This window comes from Candidatus Cryosericum terrychapinii (genome assembly GCF_003570925.1).
Classification (GTDB): domain Bacteria; phylum Caldisericota; class Caldisericia; order Cryosericales; family Cryosericaceae; genus Cryosericum; species Cryosericum terrychapinii.
In genome coordinates this window covers 17,543-44,063 of record NZ_QXIS01000001.1, presented here as the reverse complement: position 1 = coordinate 44,063, position 26,521 = coordinate 17,543, and the positions used below count along the sequence as shown (strand labels likewise).

The 26,521-nt window shown below is 60.5% G+C and carries 16 protein-coding genes; 1 reads left to right on the top strand and 15 read right to left on the bottom strand.

Annotation, left to right across the window (positions count from 1 at the left end; all coding sequences use genetic code 11):
- Positions 1-54: 54 nt before the first annotated feature.
- The 15 genes from SMC7_RS00115 to ftcD form a co-directional block, all read right to left on the bottom strand.
- Positions 55-546 carry a DUF4446 family protein gene (locus tag SMC7_RS00115; protein ID WP_119088360.1) on the bottom strand — a complete coding sequence of 164 codons (492 nt, stop codon included), beginning with the start codon at positions 544-546 and terminating at the stop codon, positions 55-57.
- 12 nt (positions 547-558) lie between these two features.
- Positions 559-2,652: a stalk domain-containing protein gene (locus SMC7_RS00110; RefSeq protein ID WP_165845010.1), complete on the bottom strand. Its 2,094-nt coding sequence runs from the start codon at positions 2,650-2,652 to the stop codon at positions 559-561.
- A gap of 14 nt (positions 2,653-2,666) precedes the next feature.
- Positions 2,667-5,483, bottom strand: coding sequence for a stalk domain-containing protein (locus SMC7_RS00105; RefSeq protein ID WP_119088358.1), 2,817 nt, complete (start codon positions 5,481-5,483; stop codon positions 2,667-2,669).
- Positions 5,484-5,510: 27 nt separating this feature from the next.
- Complete coding sequence (locus SMC7_RS00100; RefSeq protein ID WP_119088357.1) at positions 5,511-8,339, bottom strand: stalk domain-containing protein; 2,829 nt, start codon at positions 8,337-8,339, stop codon at positions 5,511-5,513.
- A gap of 179 nt (positions 8,340-8,518) precedes the next feature.
- On the bottom strand, positions 8,519-12,451 hold the full coding sequence (locus SMC7_RS00095; RefSeq protein WP_165845009.1) for a stalk domain-containing protein: 3,933 nt from the start codon (positions 12,449-12,451) through the stop codon (positions 8,519-8,521).
- Between the two features lie 243 nt (positions 12,452-12,694).
- On the bottom strand, positions 12,695-12,832 hold the full coding sequence (locus SMC7_RS07295; RefSeq protein ID WP_165845008.1) for a hypothetical protein: 138 nt from the start codon (positions 12,830-12,832) through the stop codon (positions 12,695-12,697).
- A 385-nt stretch (positions 12,833-13,217) separates the two neighbouring features.
- Positions 13,218-14,888, bottom strand: coding sequence for a copper amine oxidase N-terminal domain-containing protein (locus SMC7_RS00090; protein ID WP_119088355.1), 1,671 nt, complete (start codon positions 14,886-14,888; stop codon positions 13,218-13,220).
- On the bottom strand, positions 14,885-16,099 hold the full coding sequence (locus SMC7_RS00085; protein ID WP_119088354.1) for a hypothetical protein: 1,215 nt from the start codon (positions 16,097-16,099) through the stop codon (positions 14,885-14,887). The genes SMC7_RS00090 and SMC7_RS00085 overlap by 4 nt, the downstream gene beginning before the upstream one ends.
- Positions 16,096-17,145, bottom strand: coding sequence for a TlpA family protein disulfide reductase (locus SMC7_RS00080; protein WP_119088353.1), 1,050 nt, complete (start codon positions 17,143-17,145; stop codon positions 16,096-16,098). The genes SMC7_RS00085 and SMC7_RS00080 overlap by 4 nt, the downstream gene beginning before the upstream one ends.
- A gap of 105 nt (positions 17,146-17,250) precedes the next feature.
- Positions 17,251-18,225 (bottom strand): transketolase family protein, encoded by a 975-nt coding sequence (locus SMC7_RS00075; protein ID WP_119088352.1) that lies wholly within the window; start codon positions 18,223-18,225, stop codon positions 17,251-17,253.
- 1 nt (position 18,226) lies between these two features.
- Positions 18,227-19,057: a transketolase gene (locus SMC7_RS00070; RefSeq protein ID WP_119088351.1), complete on the bottom strand. Its 831-nt coding sequence runs from the start codon at positions 19,055-19,057 to the stop codon at positions 18,227-18,229.
- A 16-nt stretch (positions 19,058-19,073) separates the two neighbouring features.
- Entirely contained in the window at positions 19,074-20,243 is a 1,170-nt protein-coding gene (locus tag SMC7_RS00065; protein WP_165845007.1) for a pyridoxal phosphate-dependent aminotransferase, read from the bottom strand.
- A gap of 53 nt (positions 20,244-20,296) precedes the next feature.
- Entirely contained in the window at positions 20,297-21,418 is a 1,122-nt protein-coding gene (gene gcvT, locus SMC7_RS00060) for a glycine cleavage system aminomethyltransferase GcvT (RefSeq protein WP_119088350.1), read from the bottom strand.
- 70 nt (positions 21,419-21,488) lie between these two features.
- Positions 21,489-22,787, bottom strand: coding sequence for an imidazolonepropionase (gene hutI, locus SMC7_RS00055; RefSeq protein WP_119088349.1), 1,299 nt, complete (start codon positions 22,785-22,787; stop codon positions 21,489-21,491).
- 26 nt (positions 22,788-22,813) lie between these two features.
- A complete protein-coding gene (gene ftcD, locus SMC7_RS00050) occupies positions 22,814-23,707 on the bottom strand; it encodes a glutamate formimidoyltransferase (RefSeq protein ID WP_119088348.1) in 894 nt (297 codons plus the stop codon).
- 187 nt (positions 23,708-23,894) lie between these two features.
- Here ftcD and SMC7_RS00045 point away from each other — a divergent pair, with 187 nt between their 5' ends.
- A complete protein-coding gene (locus SMC7_RS00045) occupies positions 23,895-26,489 on the top strand; it encodes a stalk domain-containing protein (protein WP_119088347.1) in 2,595 nt (864 codons plus the stop codon).
- Positions 26,490-26,521 lie beyond the last annotated feature (32 nt).

Sequence of the window (26,521 nt, the reverse complement as noted above, 5' to 3'; positions counted from 1 at the left end):
GGTGACGCACATAAGTACACAGTATAGGAACGTGGTACAAAATGCAACCCCATGTCAAGCCCGTGCGTGTCTACTCAGCAAATCCTGCTCTTCGCGACTCAGCGCCGTATCATTCTTCCCGTTCTCGATCCGCTTCACGTACACCTTGCTGCCCTGGGTATTAGTGAGTGACGTCAGGATGATTCCTGATTCATTGCGATTGAGCATGAGCAGCGAAAAGCTGAACTTGCCCGCCTGTCCCTGAAACGCGTCATAATGCTCAATGTCCACGGTGTCGAAGAAGCTGTGGCTCGTTTGCTCCAAGCTAGTCAGGGACTCCCGCAGCTCGCGCTCCATCGCCGTATGGTCCTCGAAGGTCCGCAGGATTGCGGCGAGGCGTTCGTGAAACTGCTGTCCCTGTGCCTCCCCAAAGATGCGCCTCAGCAGACGCCGGTTGCCGGCAGCAGTAGCCAGGCCTGCCATGCCGACGCCAAACGCAATAAGAACGGCGGCGGCAATACCGATACGACCGCCGTCCGTCATGTACAGCTGTTGCAGGAATTCCATCAACGTGTTCGGCTAGGATACGTTGAAGTGCAGGACGACCGTCCTCGTGGCCGCGTTCCACTGCACGGTGCCTCCCAACTGCTCCGCGACAAAGCGGAATGGAAGCATAGTACGGTCGTTGACGATGACTGGCGTCACCTTGGTATCCGTGTCGATGGGCGTGGACTTGCCGTTCACATATGCAGTCGGTCCACCGATGGCGAGTACAAGCTCGGTATCGCCCAGCGTAACGGTCGCAGTCCGCGCTGAGGCTGCCCAGGTCACCTTGCCGCCCAATGCCTCGATGATGGCAGCGATCGGAACGAGCGTGCGGCCATTCTGAATGACCGGCACCGTGCTGCGCCCCGGGTCAATCTCCCGTTTGGTACCATTGATGGTCATGTACTTGTTACCGATCGTCAGGACGATCGTTGATTCGTTCGCCGGAACGCGGGTCACCAGAACAGCCACCTTGCGGACATTCCCTGCCGCATCCTGGGCTGTCACGCTGATCGTGTTCGTACCGATTGTCAGCGCGACTTCGTGCGCAAACGATCCGTCAGGCATGGCATTTGGCACGGTCGTGCCGTTGACCTGAAGCACCGCCCCGGACTCGACGTTCCCGCGCACCATGACCTTCTCGGCATGGATCTCCTGCCAGTTGACCGGCGCAGAAACCGTCATCCTCGGCGGTACGGTGTCGACTGTCACACTCACCGTGGCAGAGGTCGTGCGGCCGCTCTCGTCTGTCGCCGTGACACGTAGTTCATTAGCCCCCTCGAAGAGGGTCAACGGCTCAGAGAAGGTCCCCCCCGCAATGATATGTGTCTCCCTGCCCAGTATATCCACGGTCGTAACAGGCGCCGGAGACGGCGCGACCGATCCCGTCAGCGTGAAGGAGGAGGAAGTGACGAGGCGCTGCTCGGTGCCATCGATGGTGAGGACAGGGCCTGTCGTGGCCACACGGAACTCAGCGGTCTTGACCGATTCCTCGTCGATGTCGGCATCCACGTTGCGGGCGCGGTACTTCAGCGTATGCACGCCAGATGGAATCTGGAACGGAACTGTGTAGAGTGTCGTCGGTTCGCTGTCGATGCCGTAGTGCAGTTCAAGCCGTCCCTCGACGTTTGAGGCGGCGGCCAGCGTCACCATGGGCTCACTGACGTACCATCCGTTCTGCCCGTCAGGTGTGCCAGGACCCACGTAGATGGTCGTGGAAACCATGGGCAAATCCTTGATCTGAAACGGCTCGGAAGCGACGTCTCCCGGCTCGGCCGACGTGTGCACGTACAGCACGTAGTTGCCCGCCTTGACAGGGTTTGTCAGTCCGTAGCCTGCTCCGATGGCAATCGTCACCGCAGACCGCGTATCTACGGTAAGTGGCGACAAGATCTCCATCGTGTGCTTGACCGGGTTGGTCAGGATGCGCTCCGAAGCCAGGCCGTTCACCGTGACCGCGCCGTTGACGGGCGCCGCGGGAAACCCGCCTGCTGCGTAGGTTATTGTAATCACGCTGCTGCCCTGGACAAGCTGTCCAGTCACGCCAGTGACAAAAGTGATACTGTAGCCCGATCCAACGTTTGCGATGGTGGACTCCAGGTGAACCGTGGGTGCCATGATCTGGCTGGTGCCAATGGTGTACGGTGCCGATTCTACCGAGGGCTCGTGGTCAGTGGACACACGAATGCGATAGGTCCCGATGTCCGGGTTGCCCACGCGCGGTACCAGTGTGCTGATAACGATACGCACCGCACCGCCGGCAGCGATGGCCTCAGGCACGAACACCTTCAACGTGCCAGCGCTCGGATTGCCAAAGGCCGGCTGCTTTGGGTGGAGATCGTTGACTGTCACTTCGTCAGCGTATACGAGCGGGTTACAAGGGGAACACGGAAGCGTCGTCCCCTGCGGGAACTGCAACAATACCGCATCACCAGCAGCAAGCCCTACACCAGTAACAAACGAGACCGTGTAGCGCGCGGACACCTTGGCCACGTTGGGCACAACTTGCACTTCGACAGTGCTGATGGCTGCACGTGCCTCTGGGGCACTATATCCAGTCAACAACGCACACGCAATCAGAACGCCAATGAGCCGTTTGAACCGTGAGCAACCGATCGTCCGTTTCATCTCTTCCATCCTTTCTATGTTGCGTCCGCAAGGGACACGGTGACTGCCTTCGTTGCCTGGTCCCAGGTGACGTCGGCTCCAAATGCTTCGCTGATGAACCGCAGGGGGACCATGGTGCGTCCGTTCTGGATGCGTGGCGCCTCCAGCAGCTGTGTGATCCTCCCGTCGATGATGGCGAGCTTGGATCCCACGCTCAGCTGGACCCGAGAGCTGCTTTTGACAAGGAAGACGACCTGGAGAGCTGGACTCCATGTCACTTCGGCGCCCAGAGCCTCGCCGATGAACCGCAAGGGGACGAATGTGACACCGTTCACGATAATGGGCGGAGCATCCAGCGAGCGCTGTTCGTTGCCCACCATAGCTGTCGTTGTGTTCGCCGTCAGGCTAATCGTCAGCGTGTCGGTCCATGTAATGCTCCAAGACAGCAGGCCCTCGTTACCTGCAGCGTCGACTGCCCGCACTGTCACCTCGTTGACACCCTTCTGCAGCGCAATGGTGGCAACGTACTCGGGGCTCGCCTGTGTCATCGGCTGTCCATTGACGGTGACCGTGGATGCCTCGTTGACGGTCACGCGTACCTCATACTGCTCAGCATGCACTGTCGACGAGGTCATGGATGGCCCGGCCTTCGTGATGACGGGCGGGACGCTGTCGAGGCGCACCGTGCGAACGAAGTTGGTGACGTTGCCGGCAAGGTCGCGGGTGTAGCACACAAGCGCCTGGCCGTCACCCACAGAAACGGTGACGCTGAACCTGTTGTCCTGGGCGACCGATGCTGGAACGCCGTTGACCTGCACGAGCTCGACTGGCTCAGAGACGGTACCCGTGAGCGTTACCTGAGGGGACCGGACCAGGATGTCGCCCGTGTAGCCGTCGAGGCTCATCGTCGGCCGTGTCAGGTCGACCACAAAGGACCGCATCACCGGTTCGCCCTCAGTGCCGTCGGATGCCACGGCATAGGCTGCAAGAGTGTGTGAGCCCTCAGGAATGCTTACCTGTATGCCTGACTCGTAACGCAGGTAGCTTGTATCATCGATGCGGTAGAAGATGGACGCGTTGTCGCTGACCAACTGGACAACAGGCTTGTTAACAATATACCGTCCGCTGAGCCCGTTCGGCACATCCGGCGTCACGATCATCGTGACGACAGGCATTGCCTTGAACGCAAGTTCATTCGTAGAAGCTGGAGTGCTGTCACGGGTCGTCGCAACGCGAGCGCTCGCGGATATCGGCACTGCCGGCGTTCGGATACCTGCCTGCTCGCTCATCTTGACCGTGACGATCCCGGTAGAAGCAACCCCCGCCGGCATAGTCACCACAACGGCCGTCCCCTGAGCTGCCGCACCAGCTGGCACATCGTTGATCATCACGCTGCCGGCTCCCAGTTGCGCAGGTACGAGAATGGCCTCGTCGAACGTGATCGTGACAACCTCTCCCGCACTCGGGAATGTCGACGGCGAACTGGGAGTAAATGTGACCGTCCACGCAGCATCACGCCCAATGGCACGCGTCGATGACGCAAAAGCGGCCCCAGATGCAGACGGTGCCTGTACTAGTGCCATGGACACTATCGGCGCCGTGTCACTGTCGGTCCAGACCGTCCAGGCATACCCTGTCGGCACCACTGGGTTCACAATTCCGAAGTCGACGGGGAACACCAGATCCACGGCGGCCCTATCCGGCAGGTATGTTGGCACGACGGCATCAATGACTCCCGCCGTAGTGATCGCTGAGGTAGCCGTTCCGTTGACTGTCGCAGACGCCATGCCTGACAAGACTGGAGCTGCATAGCCGATCGGCAGGCGGACGTGAACGAGCTGGCCCTGTGTCAGGCGACCAACGGCCGATAGTCCAAAGTGCAGCTCCAAGCCCGTCCGCGAACCGGCGACCGGGACCGTCAACTGAACCGTCAGCCCGCTCACCTCACGTCCGCGTATCTGCACAGCAGGAGCATCGACAGGAGTGACCTCGGTAGTTGTGTGGACAGTCAGGATGACGGGGCCCGCGACGGCCGGGCTCTTGAAGCCAACCTTGGCGGGGATGCGAACGACAACGAGCGACCCCGCCGGAATGTCGACCGGCACATATACCAAGACGGTGTTTGTGCTGGTATTGTCGCGGAACACTCCGCCCTCACACGACACGCCGTTCAGCGTCACGCCACCCAAGTTGAGCGCTTGCGGAATGCTGAAGCCCGAAGGAAAAGCAATATTGACGCTGTCCTGACCCGTCTTCAGCCGTCCGTTGGAGCCCGTCTGGAAGCTCACCTGGACGTCAGCCGCTGCCCCTGCCACCGCCGGGTCAATCGCAGCATTGACATTCGAGATCGCCGAGGGCGTAATCGCATAGAGGTCGGATTCGACCCAGTTGATCTCGCTGCCGTCGCGGAAGAAACTGACGATGAGCCGGTAACACGAGCGCGGTGACAGTGGGTTCAGGATGCCGGCTTCGCGAGCGATGACGATGGTCAGCGGAGTACCCGCAGACAGGCGTTCCGACAACAGAATGTCCATCTGAATCCAGTTGGTCGTGGCAACCTTCTGAATCTGACCTCCACGGCTCTGGACACCGTTGACGACGACCATCGGTGGGGCGAAACTCCCCGCCGTAAACTCGGTATCGAAGGGGAACTTGATGCGCAGCTGATCGACGCGATCATATGGGTTGGTCGAGACGCGCAGGGTGTATGCGGCTGGGGTGCTCGCGGTAGCGGGCGCAGGGGTCACCGAGCACAGGACACTCACTGCTCGGGCAGACGCCGTACCGGCAAGCACAAACGCGGCAATCAGCACTATACATACCATTTGGCGCAACCAGTAGGGTCTGTTCATCGGGACTCCTTGTCAGCGCATCTCACACTACGATGCCCTCGGATAGACGATAATGATCGTTCGCGTGGCGGCTTCCCACTGTGTGTCGGCTCCCAGCGTGTCAGCGATAAACCGCAGGGGGACCATCGTAACTCCATTCAGGATGACCGGGGCGACATCCAGACTCACCCGCTTTCCATCGACCGCCGCAAACCGCTGGCCCACCTGCAGGCGGACCGTGCGCGTGCCAAGGGGCAGGTCGACAATCTGGAATACGCCATCCCATATGGGAGTAATGCCAAATGTCTCAGCGACGAAGCGCAGGGGCACCAGCGTTGCCCCATTCCTGATGACAGGCGCGCTCTGAAGGGAGACGGCCTGCCCGTTGACTAGCGCGGACTTGGCGCCCACCTGCATCTGGATCAGCTTGGTGCTCAGGACGCTCACGGCAACCGCGCGCGTCGTCGTGTTCCCGGCCGCATCGCTCGCCACGACCGTGATCGTCAGCGGGCCATCAGTGGCACTGGCGATCGAATACTCGAACGATCCGTCCGCCAGCACTGTCGCCACGGCACCCTGAACTGTCAGGTTGGCGCCGACCTCAGTCTTGCCTGCAACGACAATCGGCAAGCGCTGGATCTTCTGGAAGTTGACCGGCTGGGATACAGTCAGAGCCGGCGGCTTCCTGTCGACACTGACCGACACCGTCTTGTGTGCGATGTTGCCCGCAATGTCAGTCGCATCAACGACCACCGTTGCCGACGTCCCCTGAATGGTCACAGGAGCTAAGAACGCACCTGTCGCATCGACGGTGGCGTTCTGGCCGTTGACCTGGACCGTGCTCCCCACATCTGCAGTCCCCTGCACGACAAGAGACGTGCTGTTCAACGTCTCTCCATCCTTGGGTGAAGTCAGAGAGATGATCGGCGCAATCGAATCGACCGCGACAACCAGCGTGCCTATCTCGGAACGATTGCCAAAGCGGTCCGTCGCGTAGAAGCTGAGCGTATGTGTCCCCTCCAGTGCTACGAGCGGCTGCCCGCCGTACACGCTGTCAGGGTTGCTGTCGAAGTGATATGAGATGACTGGCTGCGCGTCAGCGGCACTCTGCGCAGTGAGCGTGATGCTGGGCTTGGTGCGGTAGTAGCCGTGCTGACCGTCTGGCGCCGAGGGGGCCACAATAGCCCGCACGAGGGGCAAGGATGAGACAGTGTATCCTGTGCTGGTCACGGCAATCGTCTCTCGACTCGTACTGACCCGAAGGGTGTACGTGCCACCCGTGACTGGGTTCATGACGCCCGCCGTCTCGGCGACGACAAGGCTGACGGACGTGTTCGCTCCGATCGAAGCAGGAACCGTGGCGCTCAGGATCATACCCGCCGTGGTGACCAGCATGGACGGGGACCCGTTCACAGTGACTGATGAAGTCGCGAGTGAGGCCGGAATCGTCGTCCCGGCGGGGAACTCCACATTGATGCGGTCGATGCCTGCGGCCAAGGCACCGCCCGGGCCTGTCGTCAACGATATGCTGTAGGCGGCCACCTGCCCCGCTGACCCGTTGCTGACCTGGGTACTCACGGAGCCGATTTCAGAAGAACTGACGCTGTACGAGACGGCGACGGGTGTTGCATCGCCGGACGTGTTGATGCCCAGCTGATACGTCCCGACGACTGACGGGTTTCGAATGCCCAGTTCGATGCCAAAGGTGACACGAATAGTCGACCCGCCTGTGATGGCCGTGGGCACGGTGACGGCGACCTTGTTTGCCCCGACAGCCTGCACACCCAGGGCGGCTACGTCGTTGACGCGGATGCTGTTGGCAGGCAATGACGAGGGGATCGTCGTTCCGGAAGGGAACTCGACGGTGATGCGTCCCGTGCCCGCGCTGAGAACACCTGACGTAGACGACGTGAAGGTCAGCTGGTACTGCGCCGCCATGCCCTGGCGAGCGGGACTTACCACTATCGACGGATTGAGGATGGCCGTGCCAACGACGAGGTAACCGTTGGACGACGAGTAGTTGGACTGCTTGCTGGTCGCCACCTGAACAACGTAGGTGCCCGGCAGTTCAGGCTGCAGGATACCGGCAGACTGGGGGATGATGATGGTGCACGGTGCACCGCCGGCTATGAATCGGGACTCGGGGACCCCCAGCCGAAGACGCGTTCCCGACACCTGGATACTTGTGACAGAGGCAAGGTTCAGCAGGATGGAATTCGCGGGGATCGCTGCTGGTACCGTCGTTCCCGCGGGAAACTGCACGTCAACGTAGTCGGTCGGTCCGATAAGCGTACCGTCCGATCCTGTCTGAAAGCTTACCGTGCCGCTCAGCGCTTTGCCGGCATTGGATGTGTCGATGATGACTGACACGCCCGTGACCCCACCCGTGCCGGTCTGTCCACCCGAGCCATTCCCCGCACCGATCGTGACCGACGCAGAACCACTATCGAGAGGGCTCGACACTGACAGCGAGTAAACACTCGGAATCGCGGGGTTGGTGATCAGACCAACCGTGATGATGACCGGTCCACCCGGGGCGAATCCGACTGAAGGGCTAATAATCACTTTCTGCCCGTCGATCCTGAAGCTGTCGACACTCCCGCCATCAATATAAGCATAGGTAACGGCGCTCTGCGTTACGTGACTGACGTCGAAGCCAGAGGCAAACGTCAGAGCCACTTCCTGGTTGGCTGCGAGACCACCCGGGAGAGTGAAACTGAACGTGTACTGAACGTTCGCGGCTCCAGCCGCAGTATTGGATGAGTTGATCGTGATATTCGAGACTGTCCCTGCGCGCACAGGCGCAACGATGACAGTACTATACAAGGCAACGGCCACGAGAAGGCCGACAAGTTTTCGTGCGGTACGGTGATTCACTATTGTACCTCCCAAACGTTCGATTCGAACAAAGACGACACGTTGTGTCAGCAGTCAGTATACAGGCAGGAATGTGATTTTCAACTATGGTGACAGGCTCAAACAACAGGTCCAGAAATGCAAAAGGCCCCTGCTTGCGCAGGGGCCTCGTCGTACGGGTGTTGCTCAGCTACGATCCGTTACGGAGTGTAGGTGATCGTGATGGTACGAGCGGCTGGATCCCAGACAACGTCGCCACCGAAGGACTCGGAGATGACTCTCAGGGGAACCATGGTGCGGCCGTTCTTGATGTACGGAGCAGCAGGCAGGGAGATGATGGAACCATCGATGACTGCCGTGGAGTTCCCAATCTGGAGACCGATGGTATGGTCGCCCAGCGTGATGGTGATGCCCTGGGTCTCGGGCAGCCACTCGACGGTGGCACCAAAAGCCTCAGAGATGAAGCGGATCGGGACGAACGTGCGGCTGGCGACGATTTCAGGGGCGGCGTCGATGGACGTAGCCTTGCCGTTGACAGACACGATGTCCGCGCCGATGGTCAGGACGAGGACTGTACTGGTGTTGACGGCTGGCGTGTAGGTGACCTTGGCGGTCGTCGTACCCTTGTTGCCGGCTGCGTCATAAGCGACGACGGTGATGGTGTTCTCGCCCTCGACGAGCTTGAGAGCAACCATGAAGGAACCGTCGGGAAGGACATCAACCTTGTTGAAGCCGACAAAGAGTTGAGTCACGCCGACATTGTCGGTGACCTTGCCGGTGAGGTTGAGCGTTGAGGAGGAAACCGTGGAACCGTCAAGACCGGTGGCGAGGGTCACCACAGGAGCGGTGGTGTCCACGACAGGAGCCTGGTACTTGGCACTGATGGTCTTGCTGGCACCGAACCCAGCCCAGCCGCACGGAAGAACGAAGCAGGTCGGAGGATTCATGGAAATGCCGACTGAATAGTCTCCGCTGTACGGAGGAACAAACGCCCAGTCAGCTTCGCCGTTCTTGTCAGTGGTAGCGCTGCCGGCAGTGTAGGAGTAACCGGATGCGCCCGCGCCGATAAGGTTGGTGGTACCGAAGATCGTGACCGTGACGCCAGGGGCGCCATGAGCATGAGCATCCTTGACCGTGAAGACGAGGTGCGTGGCCGAGGCGGGAATCGTGAACGGAATCTCGGTGGGCGACACGGTGACGGTCGGCTCAACGAGCGAGAAGGTGTCAATGGTAACCATGTTGGAGCAGGTACCATACGACATGTAAAGCATGAACTGAGGCGTGTCCTCGATGTGCGGGTTGTCACGGCCGTAGACGCTGATGGGCGAGGGGGTCGTGCAGCCGGAAGGAGTGCTGCCGCAAACCTTGGAGGTAGGCAGACCGCAAGCATTCTTGACGGCTACTACCGCGAGGTTCCAGTTCGGGTCAGTGGTGAAGTCGTGATGTCCGTCAGCGCGCGGGTCGGTCGGGACGACGTAGATGTCCTCGACGAGCCCTTCGGTGATGATGTGGTCGTTGTCGATGATGGAGCCGTCGGCAAGACCGATCTTGACGTCGAAGGCGGGCAGGACGACTTTCTCCGTGACGGTGACGATCTGCTTGATGTCACAGCCAGTGGAGGTCTTGTAGCTCGTACCGGTGATGACCAGATCGCCGGCTTTCCACATCGGGCAGCTGAAGATGAACCGATACCCGGTGTCGATCTTGGTGGCCGTGAAGGAAATGCCATAGGCGGTAATGTCGGAGCCACCAAGCGTGATCGTCCAGTCAATGGCGGACCAGCTGGAGCTGGGGGTGTCGACGGTGAAGCTCGGGCTGGTGATCTCGACGAGAGCAGGGACGCCGGCGAGGATGTCGGTGGGGTCGATGCCGGCTTCGATGATGGTAGCCGTGGAGCTCAGGGTAGTGACAGTCGGGTTGATGCTGATGTCGTTCAGCGTCTCGCTAATGAACGGGTAGCTGACGAACATGTTGCCACAGGCGTCAAACGACCGGTCAAGGCCGAAGACTTCGACGACGAGCTGGTAGCCGCATGGAGCATCCTGATCGTTGCCATAGTTGAAGGTAACGCCCTTGAAGGTCAGCTTCTCGCAGTTGTCGATAACGATAGCGCCCGGGGTCGTCACTTGGAGCTGGACAGTACCATCGTCCGGCGGATTGATGTTCAGGCCGGTGGTATCATACTTGTCGGGGCTCCATGTCGCGTCAGGAGTGTACTTGAGCGCAGAGCCGGCGATGCCGTTGTACCAGAGGTCGGTGACGTCCGTCGTGCCGCCACCATAGGTGTCGAGCGTGAAGGCGTCGTCGAGCTTGGCCGCAGCAACCTGGCCCGAGCACTGCTTGACCATGTAGATGTGAACGAGCTTCGTATTGCAGCCGCAGGACAGGCCGGCGGGAGCATTGGCGCCGCTCACGTTGACCACGAGGTCGGCCTTGCTGCCCACGGTGATGTTGGTGGGGTCGATCTGTGCGCCGTTCTCCAGCGTGACGCTGGTGAGCGTGCAGGACTTGACCTCGCAAATGTCGAACGTCTTCTCATACGTGTGGCAGCAGGCGTTCGTAGCCATGTCGGCTGAAGCGATGTAACCCTCACCATACCATCCGCCGGCGGGGCATGTGTGGTCGATACGCTCCCAGATGGTGGCAGTCACGGAGACGGTGATCTTGCCGGACTGCTCGATGATGTACTGCGCGGCCTTGAGCTTGGTGGCCGTGTACTCAGGAGTGTAGGTTCCAATCTGGCGGACGGGGCCGTTGGGAGCCCAGATGTCAGAAGAGTCGATGTTGGTATTGTAGATGTACCAGTTGTCCGTGTCAGCAACCTGCCACATGCCGGCGGCGATTTCCAGGCCGTTGCCGATGGTGCAGGGCAGCTTGTCGTAGACATAGCGGCCGGTTTCACAGTCAAGGACTGGTGTATGGCTGGCCGTCGCGTTCACGTCCACGAAGGGGTTGAATGGGCCGAGGTCGCGCAGGTTGATGACGACCATGTTGGAGGTCTCAGGGGACCCATAGATGGTCTTGGTGAACGTAAACCGGGCGTCGACCGCGGTGGCCGAAGTGTGGAGAATGAACCGATAGAAGCCAGGGGCAACCTCAAGGAAGCTGGTGACGACGTTTGTTCCAGTGTTGTCCACACCGGTCGGAAGGGCGCCGGTAACGTACGCGCCGTTCTGGTCGACGAGCTGCAGGGTGAGCGGCTGGTTGGCGAGGTTCTTGTACAGCAGCACGGGGCTGTAGTACGTTGAGGCCGTCAGCGAGATGTCAGGCGCGTTCGTCAGGTAGTCATAGATCATCGCGTCGTTGTCAGGATCCATAGCGGTGTCGTTTGTGACGTCAGGAGCTATGGCCGCAGGGACGACATATGGATTGGTCGGATAGGAGTCGCGAACAAAAAGAGCGAAGTCGCCGATCTGGGTCGTTCCGTCGACCGGGAAGGTCAACGAGAACTGGCCAGAGGAGTTCTTGGCTACCGTGTAGTAGGCAGCGATCGTGCTATTCGGATACGTGATGCCGACGATAACGGGAGACAGAACCGTCTGGCCGTTGCCGCGGGTGATCCAACCCTCGATGGTGTTGAACTGGGCGCAGCTCTTGATGGTGCTGGTCTTCCAGGTCAGGTTGTACTGAATGAAAACAGGGGCAAGGAGGGTAATGACTTCGGCATCCCCGCCGGTCTCTGTTACTCTCAGAACGTAGGGGCCGTCGAACGAGACGTTGCCCGTGCCGATCTGCACTGGATACGTCTTCAGGGCTTCAGCGGCACCAGCCAACTGAACTGTGGTCTGGAACGCCGTAACGGAGTCAACGATAGTAGCATAGGCTGCTCCGTTCCAGGCAAGCAGGTCAAGCTGGTACTGCCCTCCCACTGTCGTCGTGTCGAACACGACGTTGGCGTGGATGGTGTCGCCCATCTTGTAGACATACGTGCCTGCCAGCATGTCAGCTGAGACAAGTGGCGACGGGAAACTCGTGAAGTACGACTGGATGTTGGTCGAGGTCGTAATCTTGGCTACGTCCTTCGTTGCGTCGATCGTCAGACCGACAGCGGCGGACGCGCGCGGCGCAAAGGTCCCCGCGAAGAGCGAGAAGACCATTGCGAGCGCTACGAAAATAGACAGGAACTTCTTCATTGTCTCTCCTTTAGAGTGTGAGATGTCGTGTGAAGGAAGTTGTTGGTTGTGTACGACCATTTGGCGCGTGTGCGCGCCGCGGGAGTCCCGCCATCGTGCGACCGGTTTGAGTGAAACAGTAAACGGGCATATCCCTTCCCCGACTGGGTTGCCCTGGAACGCTTCACGACCGGAACGCCGCGACATGCCACGTCGTGTGGCAGTCATCTGCGAATAGACTGCTCAGGAGCCCGCGTTGTGTAGCTAAGAAGCTGCCACATCCTGTGGTGTCTCATCCTTTGATCCATGCGCGACTTCGGTGGTCCAGCTGACGAATCCCAGAACGCTCTCCTGGAAGGAAACGGCGCGCTCCAGCTTGACGACGCTCGGTGGACGCTTCATGAATCACGAGCGCCTGGTACAGACTGCAAGCTTCCTATCGACCCAGACTGGGACGGCAGGTCGTGTGGAACAACGATAGTAGAAGTAGATCTTGCGTGCGATTCAGTTGTCAAGGCGCTGGTGGTGCCACTTCTGGCTCACCGTCGGCTGCCCTTGCGGGCTGCCGGAAGAAGAGAAGACACAACGAAGACAGACTTCTTCCGTCTTGGTGGATGCACAATGTATGCCAAGTGATGACGGACGAGCGACGAAGGATTTTCAACAGTGCGTTCCAACGACTGCGAGAATCATCCAGGAGGAAGGTCGGACCCCTGACCGGGCCGTCCGACCCCACGCTAGTGTGCCGTATGTACACACAGGTGTACCCACACGGCACACTGGCCAGCTATGGCATGTACTCGATGCTCACCGCGCGCGTGTCCGCATGCCAGGTAACAGCCGCGCCCAACGCCTCGGAGATGACCCGCAGAGGGACGAAGGTTCGACCAGCGACAATCGCAGGGGCGACATCCAGGGTCATTGCCTTGCCGTTCACCGTTGCTTTCTTCGAACTGATGGTCATGATCATAAGCAGGGGCTTGTGGTTCAGCGACCCCTTCGTCTCGACAAACACGCGGCGCGATGGTGCGTCCCACGTGACCGTGGCGCCAAACGCCTCACCGATGAACCTCATCGGCACCATAGTACGGCCGCTGGCCTTGTCGATGTAGGGCGCAGCATCCAGCGTAACCGCCCCGTCACCCACCGTTGCCGTCGCCTTCCCGACCGTCAGCCCGATATGCACCGAGGCGGCATCGGCAACGCTAAAACGTAGTGTCAGCGCCTGGTCACCGCCGTTCGTCACGACTTTGAGCAAGCTCTGGTACGGCCCCTTGCCCAAGCTGTCGCCTTCGATGCGGACGATCACGGTCGCGTTGCCCTTGCCTGTCTGAGGCGTCACCGTGACATAGCCGGGAACGTTCTCGATGCGCCAGTCCAGGGCGCCTACACTCAAGTTGGTGATAGCGAACGTCACCGAGCGTGCCTGGTTGACCGGGATGCTGCCAAGGTCCAGCGCTGACGGCGCTAGCGCTGCGACAGGCGTGCTGAGGTCGGCACGTACAAGAGCGCCCGTGGACCCACCTATCAGCAGAGTCGTCGTAGTACAGGTCATGACTAATGCCGACGTGACGCCGGCACCCTGGGCAACGTCGCGCCATCCCTTGGCCGTGGCGTCCCAGCGAAGCACTCCACGCTGGGCAGTACCAGCTAGAACAGCACCCAATGGCAGAGCCGCCAGCGACGTCACTGTGCCGGGACTGGGCAGGCTCGTCCAGTGAGCCCCCGCGTCCGTGGTCATCGCGATAAACGTTCCTCCTGCTGCGAACAACGTCCTGGTGGTGGCACCCCAGGCAAGCGACGACACATTCTTGATAGGACAGAGCGTCTTGGTATACGAGGTCCCGTTGTCGGCGGACACAAACACACCTGCGTCCTGGGTGGCGACGGCGATGCGATCGCCGTCCAGACGCACGACGTCAGTCACGAGAAACGACGTAATTCCCTTGCCTACCGTCTCCCACGTCACACCACGGTCCGTCGAGTAATGCAGGCCCGTACAAAGCGACGGGATGAACAGCGCATCAGGATCGCGGGGGTCCGGCACGATACGCGCAACGCGCGTGCAATCCAGGGTCGTGACGCGGTCAAACGACATCCCTTCGCCTTTCACGAGCCACAGGCCCTCACCATCGGTGCCGACGAGCCACTGGTCTGGATCGAGAACGGCGATGCTGGTGATTCTCATCAGGTCCAGCTGGGCAGGCAGTTTGCGGAAGACCGTCGACGTGCCCGACATGCTGTAGATGCCGGCGTTTTGCGTCGCCACGACGATCGTCGGCGTCGCCCCGCCCAGCGTGCCGATGGCGGTCACGGCAGCAGGAAAGGTCTTGAGCGTGACGAACCCGGCGCTGGACTGCGCGCTCGCTGCAGGCGCAGCAATACCGGCCGCAATCATGGTGCAGGTGGTCAGAAAAACAACAAGGCGCAGGATACCACAGGAGTAGCTTCTTCTCATCGTATCACCCCAAACAATGTCAGTGCCCGCACGATGAGGAACGCCGCGAGGGCAACAAAGAGGACGGCCGTAGCCGCCTTGACCGGCGCCGCATTCCTCTTGAGCCACGTGACCAGATGGTCACTGGTGACGCCAAGATATGCAATGACGGTGATGAGGACAAGCGGCAGAATGAACAACAAGTTGTAGATGACCAGGAACAGCGCGGCTCTCTGCTTGAGGACGTTCTGGCTGAAGATGAGCACGATGGTCGGCAGGTACGTCTGCCCGGTACACATGAACTCGAACAGCGAGACAGGGAACGCGACAAGGAAGGCGCTGATGGCAACGAACCCGGTGCGTGCCTGACTGCGGATGAGTCTGTGGATCATCCCCTTGTTCCGTTCCGGCAGTTGCAGCGTCATGTCGCCCAGGTCGCCATGCCGGGCGCGCCATGCGTCGCGCACCGACAGCACGGCAATCACAGCGGCGAAGATGCCGATGACGAGGTAGAACCATTTGCTGAGGGCGAAGAACCACGGCACACGGGAGACGACCTGGTACAGCCCCATGCCCGCGGCAAGATATGCCAGGAAGACGCCTGCCGCAAACGCCATCCCAACGAACAGGATGTCGCGCCTGGATTTGGACCGCATGATGAGGTAGCTGATGAAGAAGATGAGGGTTGCGAACGCACAGGGGTTGATGCCATCCAGGAGTCCTGCGCCGATGACGGTCAGGACACTGAACGTCTTGAACAGATCCGTGGGCTCGCTGCCACCACCTTTCTCAGCCGCTGCTTCAGCATCCAGCAAGTGCTGACGAAGTGCAGGCGTGGACGACTTCAGCGCCTGTTCCAGTCCAGTCTTGATGGCGGGCTCCCTGAGGAACACCTTGTCGCCAACAAAGATCGTCGGCGCGATCCCCCGCTGCGCGTCAGGCACGCCATAGGAGGTATCGAGCGCTGAGCGTACCTTGGCGCCCGCGGCATCCAGTGAATCCACCTCCTTGTACACGTAGAAGTCATATTTCGCAGAGAGCGTGTCCAGATACTGCTCGACTGCCTGGCACTCGCTGCACCCTTCGGTGTAGTAGTAGATGACTGGGGTACTGTCCACGTGCAGGGGTGTGGCAGGCACGGCAGCATGCGCAAAGGGTGCTCCCCACACGCCGCATACCAGCACCACGAGCATGGCACCGGTCAGACCCTTCAGGAAGCGGGACCGATTCATTGGGCACCTGCGAGCTGTTCCAGGTACTGGTACACCATGCTGCCCTCGTCGGAACTGCCGCTGTAGCGAATGATGTGCTGCTCGTCCAGGATCACAGCATACGGTGCCAGCGTCTGATGGACAGACCGGGCCAGATCCAGGTTGGGATCAGAGATGAGGATGGTACCCGCCGGAGCATCTTTCGCAAACCGCTGAACCGGCTCCAACTGGGGGTCACCAAAAATGAAGACAACCGGCGTGACGTCGAACTTGCGCACGACAAGCGTGTTCAACAGGGTCATGGTCGCTTCGAAACACGAGCCACAGGTTGGCTGAGTGAAGGCTACCAGCACCTTCTTGCCGTTCAGCTGGCCCAGGTTGAAGGCATCTCCCTGCCACGTTGTCGCCGCAAAGTACGGAAACGGGAAATCGAGACGCAGCCCCGGGGAGTTGACCTGGGCCATGAAGCGGTCGAAGCCCTCTTTCCCCATATCACGCAGGTACGCAGACGTCGCAAGGTCCTTGACCAGCGCCGACACTGGAGCGGTCAGTGCCCCTCCACCCGCCGGGGCAAACCCATCGGCCGCGGTCAGAACCTGAAAGAAGGACATCCCCTTGAACCCCTCCAGAAACGAAGCCAAGGTGCCGGGGGCGCCAACCAGGATCCGAGGGTCAAGGATGCGCACTTCCTGGATAGTCGTGCTTTCATCAACTACTATGCCGACCGACACCGAGGACGGCGCAAGCAAGACGCGTGCCAGACCGGATGACTGAACCGGATTGGGGATGCGTGCAGTGTACAGGGTCGATACAGACCCCTGTTCCTCTGTCGACGCGCTCCATACCACGTACGGTTCCTGTCCCTCGGTGGCGCTTGGAAGGCTATCGGCCTGTGAGACAGTGCTGCCGGGGGCCAGCGAGGTCAGGCATGATGTCGGGCTGACCTTGCCACGCGTCACCACTGCCGATCCACCCCACACGACTGCTGCGACGATGACGGCTCCCAACACCCACACTAGGGGCGAGCGATGCTTCAATTCACGCTGTTTCCCTTGCATATCTCCCATATGGACTCCTTGCACGAATGGTTTTCGGTTATCAGGACAGTGTACCGGCCTCCACAGAAGCGTCAAACGCCTGCGGAGGCCGGAATGTTCACAGCTGGACTCGCGCTATCGCTTGCGACGCGCAAGCACTGCCTTCACGGCTTGTTCAATGTTGGCCGCCCTGCAGCCGAAGGCCGTGAGCAGTTCGTCAGGCGTGCCGGATTCGCCGAAGCGGTCCTTGATGCCCACGAATTCCATAGGCACCGGGCAATCCTGGACCAGCACCTCGGCCACGGCGGAACCGAACCCTCCCATGACCTGGTGCTCCTCTGCGGTGACGACAGCACCCGTCTCACGAGCAGCCTTCACGAGCAATTCCCGGTCGATGGGTTTGATGGTATGGATGTTCAGGACGCGGGCATGGATGCCCTGCTTCTTCAGTTCCTCGTGCGCCAGCAGCGCCTCGTACACCATGTAGCCGGTCGCGGTGATGGTGACGTCATCGCCGTCCTCAAACGTGATGCCCTTGCCGATTTCGAACGGCGTAGCATCGTCGGTGAGGATAGGCACCGACTCACGGCCAAGCCGGATGAACACCGGGCCCTGCATGGCGGCAACCGCCAGCGTGGCCTTGCGGGCTTCATTCACGTCACACGGGTTGATGACGGTCATATGCGGCAGCATCCTCATAGTGCCCAGATCTTCCAGGGCCTGGTGCGTGGCGCCGTCAGGGCCGACGCTGATGCCGCCGTGTGCGCCGACGATCTTCACGTTCAGCTCGCCATAGGCGACGGTGACCCGTATCTGGTCGAGCGCCCGATCAACCATGAACGTGCCGTAGGTCGACGTGAACGGGACCTTGCCCATCAGCGACAACCCAGCGGCAATGCCGACCATGTTCGCCTCGGCGATGCCGCAGTCGATGAACCGGTCGGGGAACTCTTTCTTGAAACGTTCACTCGTGGTCGACTTGGCGAGGTCGGCGTCGAGCACGAACACGCGCGGGTCTGTCGTACCCAGGATCAGCAGGCCATCGGAGTAGCCGAAGCGAGTCGCCTTGCCTTCGAGGGTGCCGCAAACGTCCTTGTGTGCAGTCGCCATGTCACTCACACTCCTGTGCGTCCAGCTCGCGGATGGCCTGAGTCAGCTCATCCTGGGACGGCGCCTTGCCATGCCAGCCGACAACGTTCTCCATGAACGAGACGCCCTTGCCCTTGATGGTATGCGCAACGATGGCGGTAGGCTGTCCCTTGACCGTTTTCGCCTCGTCCAGCGCGTTCACGCACTGCTCCATATCGTTGCCGTCGATGCTGATGACGTGCCAGTTGAACGCGCGCAGTTTGGCGGCAACGTCGTCGATGCACATGATGTCGGAACATTTGCCGTCGATCTGCAAGCCGTTGTTGTCGATGATGGCACACAGGTTGTCCAGCTTGAAGTGTGCACCTGCCATCAGTGCCTCCCAGATCTGGCCCTCCTGGATCTCTCCGTCACCAGTGAGACACCAGGAACGGACCGGCAGATGGTCGTACCGGGCAGCATAGGCTGCACCCACGGCGATGGAGAGCCCCTGGCCAAGCGAGCCGCCCGACGTCTCCACGCCCGGAGGACTATCCTTCTTGGGGTGTCCCTGGAGACGTGAGCCGAACTTGCGCAATGTTGTGAGCTCTTCCTTTGGGAAGAAACCCTTGTAGGCAAGTAGGGTGTACAGCAGGGGCACGATGTGCCCCTTGGACCAGAAGATGCGGTCACGGTCGGGGTCGGTAGGGCTGTTCAGGTTGGCGGCCCGGAAGTAGAGGGCCGTCATAATGTCGGCAGCCGACAGCGAACCACCCGGATGCCCTGAACCGGCCGCCGTGATGGAGCGCAGCGTGTCCTTGCGGATCTCGGTCGCAAGGTGCTTCAGTTCCTGGATCGTCAGCATTGGATCCATGATTGGTTGCTCGCTCCTACTTCAGTTCAGCCAAGGCCGTGCGAATCCGCCCGAGCGCCAGGGCAATGTTCTCGCGTGACGTGGCGTAGGAAAAGCGGAGATAGCCTTCGCCAAACGAGCCGAAGCTACGCCCCGCCAGGCAAGCTACGCCGGCGTTGTACAGCAAGTGGTCGGCGATCTCCTGGGATGAGCGGCCAAAGCTCTTGACGTTGGGGAAGACATAAAAGGCGCCGTGCGGTTTGCGGCAGGTGACACCGGGGATGGCGTCGAGTCCCTCGACAATGATCTCGCGGCGAGCCAGGAACTCCTGTCGCATCGTCTCCACATCATCCTGCGGGCCGGTCAACGCTTCGATGCCGGCAATCTGTGTGAACGTGGCGGTGCAGGACGCCGTATTGGCGATGATCTTGGACATCCACTCGATGAGCTCGCGCGGCCCGGCTGCATAGCCAAGGCGCCACCCGGTCATGGCGTAGGTCTTGGACATGCCGTCCACGATGATCGTGCGTTCCTTCATCCCGGGGAGCGACGCGATGGAAAAGTGCTCACCTTCGAAGACCAGACGCGAGTAGATCTCGTCCGACAGAACATAGAAGTCATACTTCTTGGCCATCTCGGCGACCAGCTCCAGGTCCTCGCGCGCGATGATGCCACCGGTGGGGTTGGCTGGAGAGTTGATGACGACAAGCTTGGTGCGCGGCGAGACCAGCTTGACGAAGGTGTCGCGGTCAAAGCCGAAGTCCTTCTCCTCGAGGATGGGGAGAGGCACAGACTTGGCGCCGGAAATGTTGATGATCGACTCGTAGATGGGATACGAGGGATTGGGGTAGATGGCCTCATCGCCGTCCTCGAGCAGGGTCATGCACGCCGAGTAGAGGACATCCTTGGCGCCGGGGCTGACCAGCACCTCTTCAGCCGTGACTGGGACGCCACGGGTCCTGCTGATGTACTCCGCGATCGCCTTGCGGAAGTCCATACGTCCCATGGTGGACGAGTAGTGCGTGTAGTTCTCCTCGATCGCCCGGATGCCGGCCTGCTTGATGTTCTCGGGGGTATTGAAGTCGGGTTCGCCGATCTGCATATAGATCATGCTCTTGCCCTGGCGTTCCAGTTCCTGCGCCTTGGCCATGACGAGGAAGGCTCCCTCGCCGCCGGCCCTCTGCACGCGTTTCGTTACGTTCAGCATGTCCTGTACCTCCCTCCAGATAATTCAGCGCTCACGCGCGATGGTGCGCCTGTCTACCTGTCGTGTTTGTGTCCGGCGTTGGGCTGCATGAACGGCCGCTTGACCACGATGCCTGCCTCGGCCTTTCCGCGAATCGAGATATACACCGTATCGCCAACCTTCACCGCGTCCTTTGCGACCATGCACAAGGCATAGGAGCCACCCAGGGTCGGACAGTAGTTGCCACTGGTCACGTAGCCGATCTTGACGGGCGCTGCCGCATCACCTGCCAGGCAATCGAACCCGTTGCGCGGGATGGCCCTGCTGTTCATCTTCACGCCAATCCACTTGCGTGGGACACCCTTCTCTTTCATGGCCAACAGTGCGGACTTGCCCACAAAGTCGTGGTCCCAGCTGATCACGAAGTTCTGTCCGGATTCGAGCGGCGCTATGGTGTTGTCAAGGTCATGGCCATACAACCAGTAGCACACCTCGAAGCGCAACGTATCACGCGCACCCAGTCCGTTGGGGACGAGGCCGAACGGCCTGCCGGCTTCCAGGATGGTGTTCCACAGATATGATGCCTCTGCAGGACCGAAGTAGATCTCGTACCCGTCCTCGCCCGTGTAGCCGGTACGCGACACGATGCACTTGCGTCCAGCAACAGTGGTCTCCAGGAACTGGAAGTACTTCAGGTTCACGATGTCCGCAGGGGTCATGCCTTTCAGGATGTCCTCGGCCTTCGGCCCCTGGAGGGCTATTTCGGCATACGTGGCCGTCGCTCCGGTGATGGTAATGTCGCCCTGTTTGTGGTCCAGGATCCATGCGAGGTCTTTGTCGTAGTTGCCGGCGTTGACGACCAGCAGGAACTTCGTCGCACTGTACTTGTAGATAAAGAAGTCATCGACGACCGTCCCTTCCGGATACAGAAACTCGGCGTACTTGATCTCGTACGGCTCGAGCAGGGCTGCATTCCACGTGGAGATGTAGCTCACGAATTGCTCGGCATCCGGTCCCTCGACCTCGATCTCGCCCATGTGCGAGACGTCAAACAGTCCCGCGGCCGTGCGGCAGGCCTTGTGCTCTTCGATGATGCTCGTGTATTGAATCGGCATCTCATAGCCCGCAAACTCGACCATCGTTGCACCGAGCTTCACATGCTCGTCGTACAGCGGCGTACGCAACACGTTTGCCATGTTCTTCTCCTCTGCTTCGATTCAATGGGGTGCAGGCGCCCTCTGACGGGTCTGTCCCGGATGGTACGCGCTAACTCTCCTGGAAATACTTCTTCTTGAAGACCTTGGGAGCCTTGATGACGCCTCCCCCAGCTACGACGTACCGGACGAAGTTCTCCCCGAAACGATAGGGGATCTCCTTGTAGGTATCGATGTCGAGGACGAGCAGGTCAGCGTCCTTGCCCTCGCGCAGCGAACCGGTCTGCGTGCCGCGACCCACGGCGGCGGCGCCGTTGATGGTCGCCGCGACGATGACTTCCTCGGCGGTCATCTTCATGTGCAGGCATCCCAGCGCCATGATGAGCAGCATGTTGGGACACATGCAGGTCCCCGGATTGTAGTCCGTTGCAAGAGCGACTGGAACGCCATGCTCGATGAACGCGCGTGCATCCGCGAACTTCGTCCGTCCCAGCGAAAGGACGGCGCCCGGCATGAGTGTCGCGACAACACCCTCCTTCGCCATGGCTTTCATCCCCTTCTCGCTGGTCCAGATGAGGTGATCGGCACTGACACATCCCATCTCGGCTGCCAGTTCGGCGCAGTGGTCATCCGCCATCTCGTCGGCATGGAGCTTGCGTGGCATGTCATGGTCACGGGCGGCCGTCAGGATGCCGCGAGCCTCTTCGATCGTGAATGCTCCCTCGTCTACATACACGTCGACGAAGATCGCCAAATGGTTCTCGTGCACCATGGGAATCATGTCCCTCGCGACGAGTTCCACGTACTTGTGACGCCTGGCGACGTATTCGGGAGGGACGACATGCGCCCCCAGCAAGGTCGGGACGATGAGGATGTCCGTTTCCAGCGCGACTTCCTTGATGACGCGCAGGAGTTTGATCTCCTCCTCGGTGTTCAGGCCATAACCGCTCTTGATCTCCGCCGTGGTCGACCCATAGCGCGACAGCTTGAAGATGTTCCGCTTGAGCGAGTCCCGCAGCTTCTCTTCGCTGGCCATGCGCGTTGCCCGGACGGTCTTCACGATGCCACCGCCCACTGCCTGAATCTCGGCATAGGACTTGCCCTGCTGACGCATGAGGAACTCATCCTCGCGCGTGCCGGCAAAGATGGCGTGGGTGTGGGAGTCGACGAACCCTGGACACACGACCTTGTTCTCGGCGTCGATGATCATCGTCTGCGGACCCACGACGTAGGAACCACCGTCCTTGGTCCCCACGTAGAGGATCTTCCTGTCCTTGACGGCGACCTCGCCACGCTTGATGATACCCAGGTCCCCAACGGTGGGTGCAACGACCGGATCGTCCACCCCCTTCATCGTAAGCAGCTCACCAATATTCCGGATGACTAGGTCTGCAATGACCGGCTGTGCCATGACGTTCTCCTCCCGTGTTTTCGACACTACTCGTAGATTCGTGTTTCGACCAGAGCGTCCCTGCTCAGCCCCGGCAACTGAAGATAATAGGATGCCACGTCCATGAACGCCTGTGCCGGAGCCAGGCCGATAAGTTCGCTCTCGACGATGCCGACGCCGTAGCGCGCGGCCTCCATCTTGACCAGCTCGAACACGCGGCACAGTGGTGTCGTGGCGAAGTTGAGGATGTTCATCGACACCTGCGCCCTCTGCTTGTCTTCGAGGAAGATGCCCCTGGCCTGCACGTTCATGAGACCGCCCGACGACTCGCGCATGCTCTTGGCAATACGGTTGGCGATGGTGACATCGCTGGTGTCCAAGTCGATGTTGTACGCAATCAGAAAGTTGCGCGCGCCCACGGCGACACATCCCGCAGTCGGATGACGTTCCGCGGGGCCAAAGTCCGGCTGCCATGCTGGGTCCTTGATCTTCTCGGCGAAGCCCTCGAACTCCCCTTCACGGATGGTGGGCAGCTTGCGGCGCTGTGGTACCCTGGCAGACTCGGCATACAGGTACACGGGCACGTTCAGCTCCTGACCGATACGCTTGCCAACCTGCTCCGCAATCTCGCAGCATTCCGCCATCGTCACGCCACCGACAGGAATGAACGGGATAACGTCCACGGCGCCCATACGAGGGTGTTCGCCGTGATGCTGCGTCAGATCGATGCTTGCGATTGCCGCCTTGGCCACGTCGAATGCTGCTTCGGCGACAGCCTGGGGCTCACCTGCGTACGTAATGACGGTCCGGTTGTGATTGGGGTCGGACGACAGGTCCAGCAGTTTCGCTCCCGATCGTTCGATGACGCCCGCGATGGCGCCCACCTTGTCAGCGTTCCGGCCTTCGCTGATGTTGGGAACACACTCTATAACCTTTCTCACGCCGCCTCCTGAAGTACACCCGATGAACGATTGATAGTATAGCCCCACCTGCGCCCGTGCGCAAGGAAGACACGCCTCACAGCCGACAGACAGCGGCTCTCGCGCTCTGCACCGCCCAGTTGCACGACACACGGTCCCGTAGTAGAATACTTGTAGTACATCTCGTAAACCGGTATGGGGGTAGACTATGAAGGGAAGCATCCGTGTTCTGCTGACAGTCATTATGACGCTCGGCCTGGCCTTCTGTCCCGCAAGCCGCATACGGCCTGCGGCTGCCGAGACGACGGTCATCACGTTGACAATCGGTAACCCCAATATCACCGTGAATGGCACGCCGCGCCCCATCGACTCCAGCGGCACGACTCCGGTGATTGTCGCTGGTCGTACACTCCTGCCGATTCGAGCAGTCGTCGAGGCAATCGGCGGCACCATCGAATGGGACGCCACGACACGGACGGTCACCATTGTCGCTGGTGCGGTGACCATGGGCCTGACAATCGGCAACCGCATGGCAACAGTCAATGGCACCATACTTCCCATCGATTCCACCAACGCCACTGTCGTCCCACTGATCGTAGGCGGACGCACCATGCTGCCGGTCCGGTTTGTCGGTGAGCAGTTGGGAGGTACGGTCGAATGGAGTGCGACAACCAGGACCGCAACACTCACGTTCGTCGCCCCCGCTCCACTGACGGCCCCCAGCCTGCTGGAGCCAACAGAGGGTGCACTCTTCACCTCGACGACGGTTGCGTTCCGGTGGACCCCCGTCGAGGGCGCGACGTCCTATAGCCTCTCGGTAAGCACGGGAGGTGCAGAGGTGTACCGCGGTACGAGCACATCGAACTCATTCACCCCGTCCAGCAGTGTCTTGACGGCCGGACAGTACTCGTGGGCCGTCACAGCCGTGCGAGGAGCGATGACCGGCCCTGCCTCGTTGCCACGTCGGTTCACGGTCCAGCTGCCAATGTCCGCCGCCGACCTCGTCAAGAAGGCGACGCCATCGGTCGCTGAGATTATGGTCGAGTATGCCGACGGCAGTCTCGGCGTAGCAGCAGCATTCTTCATCGACCCTTCGGGCATGTTCGTTACCACCTACGAGGTCATCAAGGGCGCCGTCAGCGGATCGCTCGTCCTTGCAGACGGCAGCAAATTGACGTCAGTGCGTGTCGTGGGATACGCCCCGTCTGCCGACATCGCGATTCTCACGACGCCTGCCGGCAAACCCCTTCCTGCGCTTAGTCTGGCAACTGGCTCGACTGCTCAAGTCAACCAGGAAGCGGTCATGGTCGGCCCCGTCGTCACTGGCATACCCCAGTTTACGGTCGCAGGTGTCGTGAATGGTCTCACTTCCACTGGCTTCACGGTCCGTGGTGATGCCGACAGCGCGGTCGAGGGCAGTCCAGTACTCGACGAGTTTGGCGACGTCATCGGGATGGTGACCACTGACATCCAACCTGCCACCGGAGCCTTCCCCGCCGCCTCGGCCGCTACGATTCGCGGCGTGTCGCGCACGGGCGACTGGACCATCCGTGAAGTCACAGAGCGTGAAGGTACGGGCCTGCAGGCTCTTGATGCCCCACTCCTCGCGGCACCTGCCGGCGAGGCAGTCATTGGATCGCTGACTCCGCAATTCCACTGGAATACAGTGCCGGGCGCTAACCGGTATCAGTTCTGGGTCGGCGAGGGGCGCAATGCGTCGGGAACAGGCCTGGTGAGCACGGTTATCACCTACACCGACCCCGCCATCCTCCCTGGCGTGCTGAAACCTGGAACGACCTACACGTGGGCCGTCAGGGCCGGCAACGACAACGGCTGGGGTCCCTGGTCTCCAGACCGCATATTCGCGACCAGCAGCTCCATTGTTCAGCCACCGGCGCCAGCTATCCTGGAACCCCTTGATCTCTTCGTGGTCAAGTCGGTCGAACCCATTCTCTTCTGGAGTCCTGTCGCCAACGCAAGCCGGTACTACGTCTGGATCGGCCAGTCGGAGGAAGATAGGCTCTACGAGACATCCACGACGAACACCTCGGTCACGATTCCCTCAGGGACACTCACATCCGGGAAAACCTACTTGTGGAGCGTGCGTGTCGAGAACAGCTCGGGCGTGAGCAGTCTATGGGCCCAGCCACATCCGAAGTTTACCGTTGCCATTCCGGCGGGTATCGGCGTCCCCGCCCTCGTGAGCCCGGCACCAAAGGCACTACTGCCATTTCTGAACCCGACGCTCACATGGCAAGCTGTTCCTGGGGCCACCCGCTACGACGTCTGGATCGACAAGGGCACGACTGACAGCAAGGTCTACGAAGTGACTGTCATGGGGACGACTGCCACGATACCCGCCGGCAGCCTCGAACCTGGCGTCGCCTACTGGTGGACCGTCATTGCTGGAACACCTGACGGCTGGAGCAAGACGGGCGACACCTGGAACTGGTCCATCGGCCGTACCTTCACGATCAATCTGTCCGCAGTCATCGACGTGCTTCCACCCATGCTCATTGCCCCTGCGGACGGCGCTGCCGTCACAACCCTCACACCGACACTGCAATGGACCTCCGTGCAGGGAGCGACGTGGTACCGCATCTACATCGGCAAGGGAACCAGTGAGTCGAGTCTCGTCCAGGTCCTGAACAGAGTCCTCGACCCGAAAGCTGGCGACATGCAGCAGTTCACGCTCCCCGCCGGCACGCTGGAGGCAGGCTCCACCTACTATTGGCGTGTGCTTGCGGGTGCAGGCGAGGATATCGCCACTCCATCATTCATGCACTTCACAACAGCACCCTAGCGCGCTCTCGCTGCAAGCAGGTTTGCAGTCAG

What these genes read in the sequence shown, in the direction of transcription:
- SMC7_RS00115 (WP_119088360.1), bottom strand. Translation starts at nt 546, where the DNA reads ATGGAATTCCTGCAACAGCTGTACATGACGGACGGCGGTCGTATCGGT.
- SMC7_RS00110 (WP_165845010.1), bottom strand. Translation starts at nt 2,652, where the DNA reads ATGAAACGGACGATCGGTTGCTCACGGTTCAAACGGCTCATTGGCGTT.
- SMC7_RS00105 (WP_119088358.1), bottom strand. Translation starts at nt 5,483, where the DNA reads ATGAACAGACCCTACTGGTTGCGCCAAATGGTATGTATAGTGCTGATT.
- SMC7_RS00095 (WP_165845009.1), bottom strand. Translation starts at nt 12,451, where the DNA reads ATGAAGAAGTTCCTGTCTATTTTCGTAGCGCTCGCAATGGTCTTCTCG.
- SMC7_RS07295 (WP_165845008.1), bottom strand. Translation starts at nt 12,832, where the DNA reads ATGAAGCGTCCACCGAGCGTCGTCAAGCTGGAGCGCGCCGTTTCCTTC.
- SMC7_RS00090 (WP_119088355.1), bottom strand. Translation starts at nt 14,888, where the DNA reads ATGAGAAGAAGCTACTCCTGTGGTATCCTGCGCCTTGTTGTTTTTCTG.
- SMC7_RS00085 (WP_119088354.1), bottom strand. Translation starts at nt 16,099, where the DNA reads ATGAATCGGTCCCGCTTCCTGAAGGGTCTGACCGGTGCCATGCTCGTG.
- SMC7_RS00080 (WP_119088353.1), bottom strand. Translation starts at nt 17,145, where the DNA reads ATGGGAGATATGCAAGGGAAACAGCGTGAATTGAAGCATCGCTCGCCC.
- SMC7_RS00075 (WP_119088352.1), bottom strand. Translation starts at nt 18,225, where the DNA reads ATGGCGACTGCACACAAGGACGTTTGCGGCACCCTCGAAGGCAAGGCG.
- SMC7_RS00070 (WP_119088351.1), bottom strand. Translation starts at nt 19,057, where the DNA reads ATGGATCCAATGCTGACGATCCAGGAACTGAAGCACCTTGCGACCGAG.
- SMC7_RS00065 (WP_165845007.1), bottom strand. Translation starts at nt 20,243, where the DNA reads ATGCTGAACGTAACGAAACGCGTGCAGAGGGCCGGCGGCGAGGGAGCC.
- gcvT (WP_119088350.1), bottom strand. Translation starts at nt 21,418, where the DNA reads ATGGCAAACGTGTTGCGTACGCCGCTGTACGACGAGCATGTGAAGCTC.
- hutI (WP_119088349.1), bottom strand. Translation starts at nt 22,787, where the DNA reads ATGGCACAGCCGGTCATTGCAGACCTAGTCATCCGGAATATTGGTGAG.
- SMC7_RS00045 (WP_119088347.1), top strand. Translation starts at nt 23,895, where the DNA reads ATGAAGGGAAGCATCCGTGTTCTGCTGACAGTCATTATGACGCTCGGC.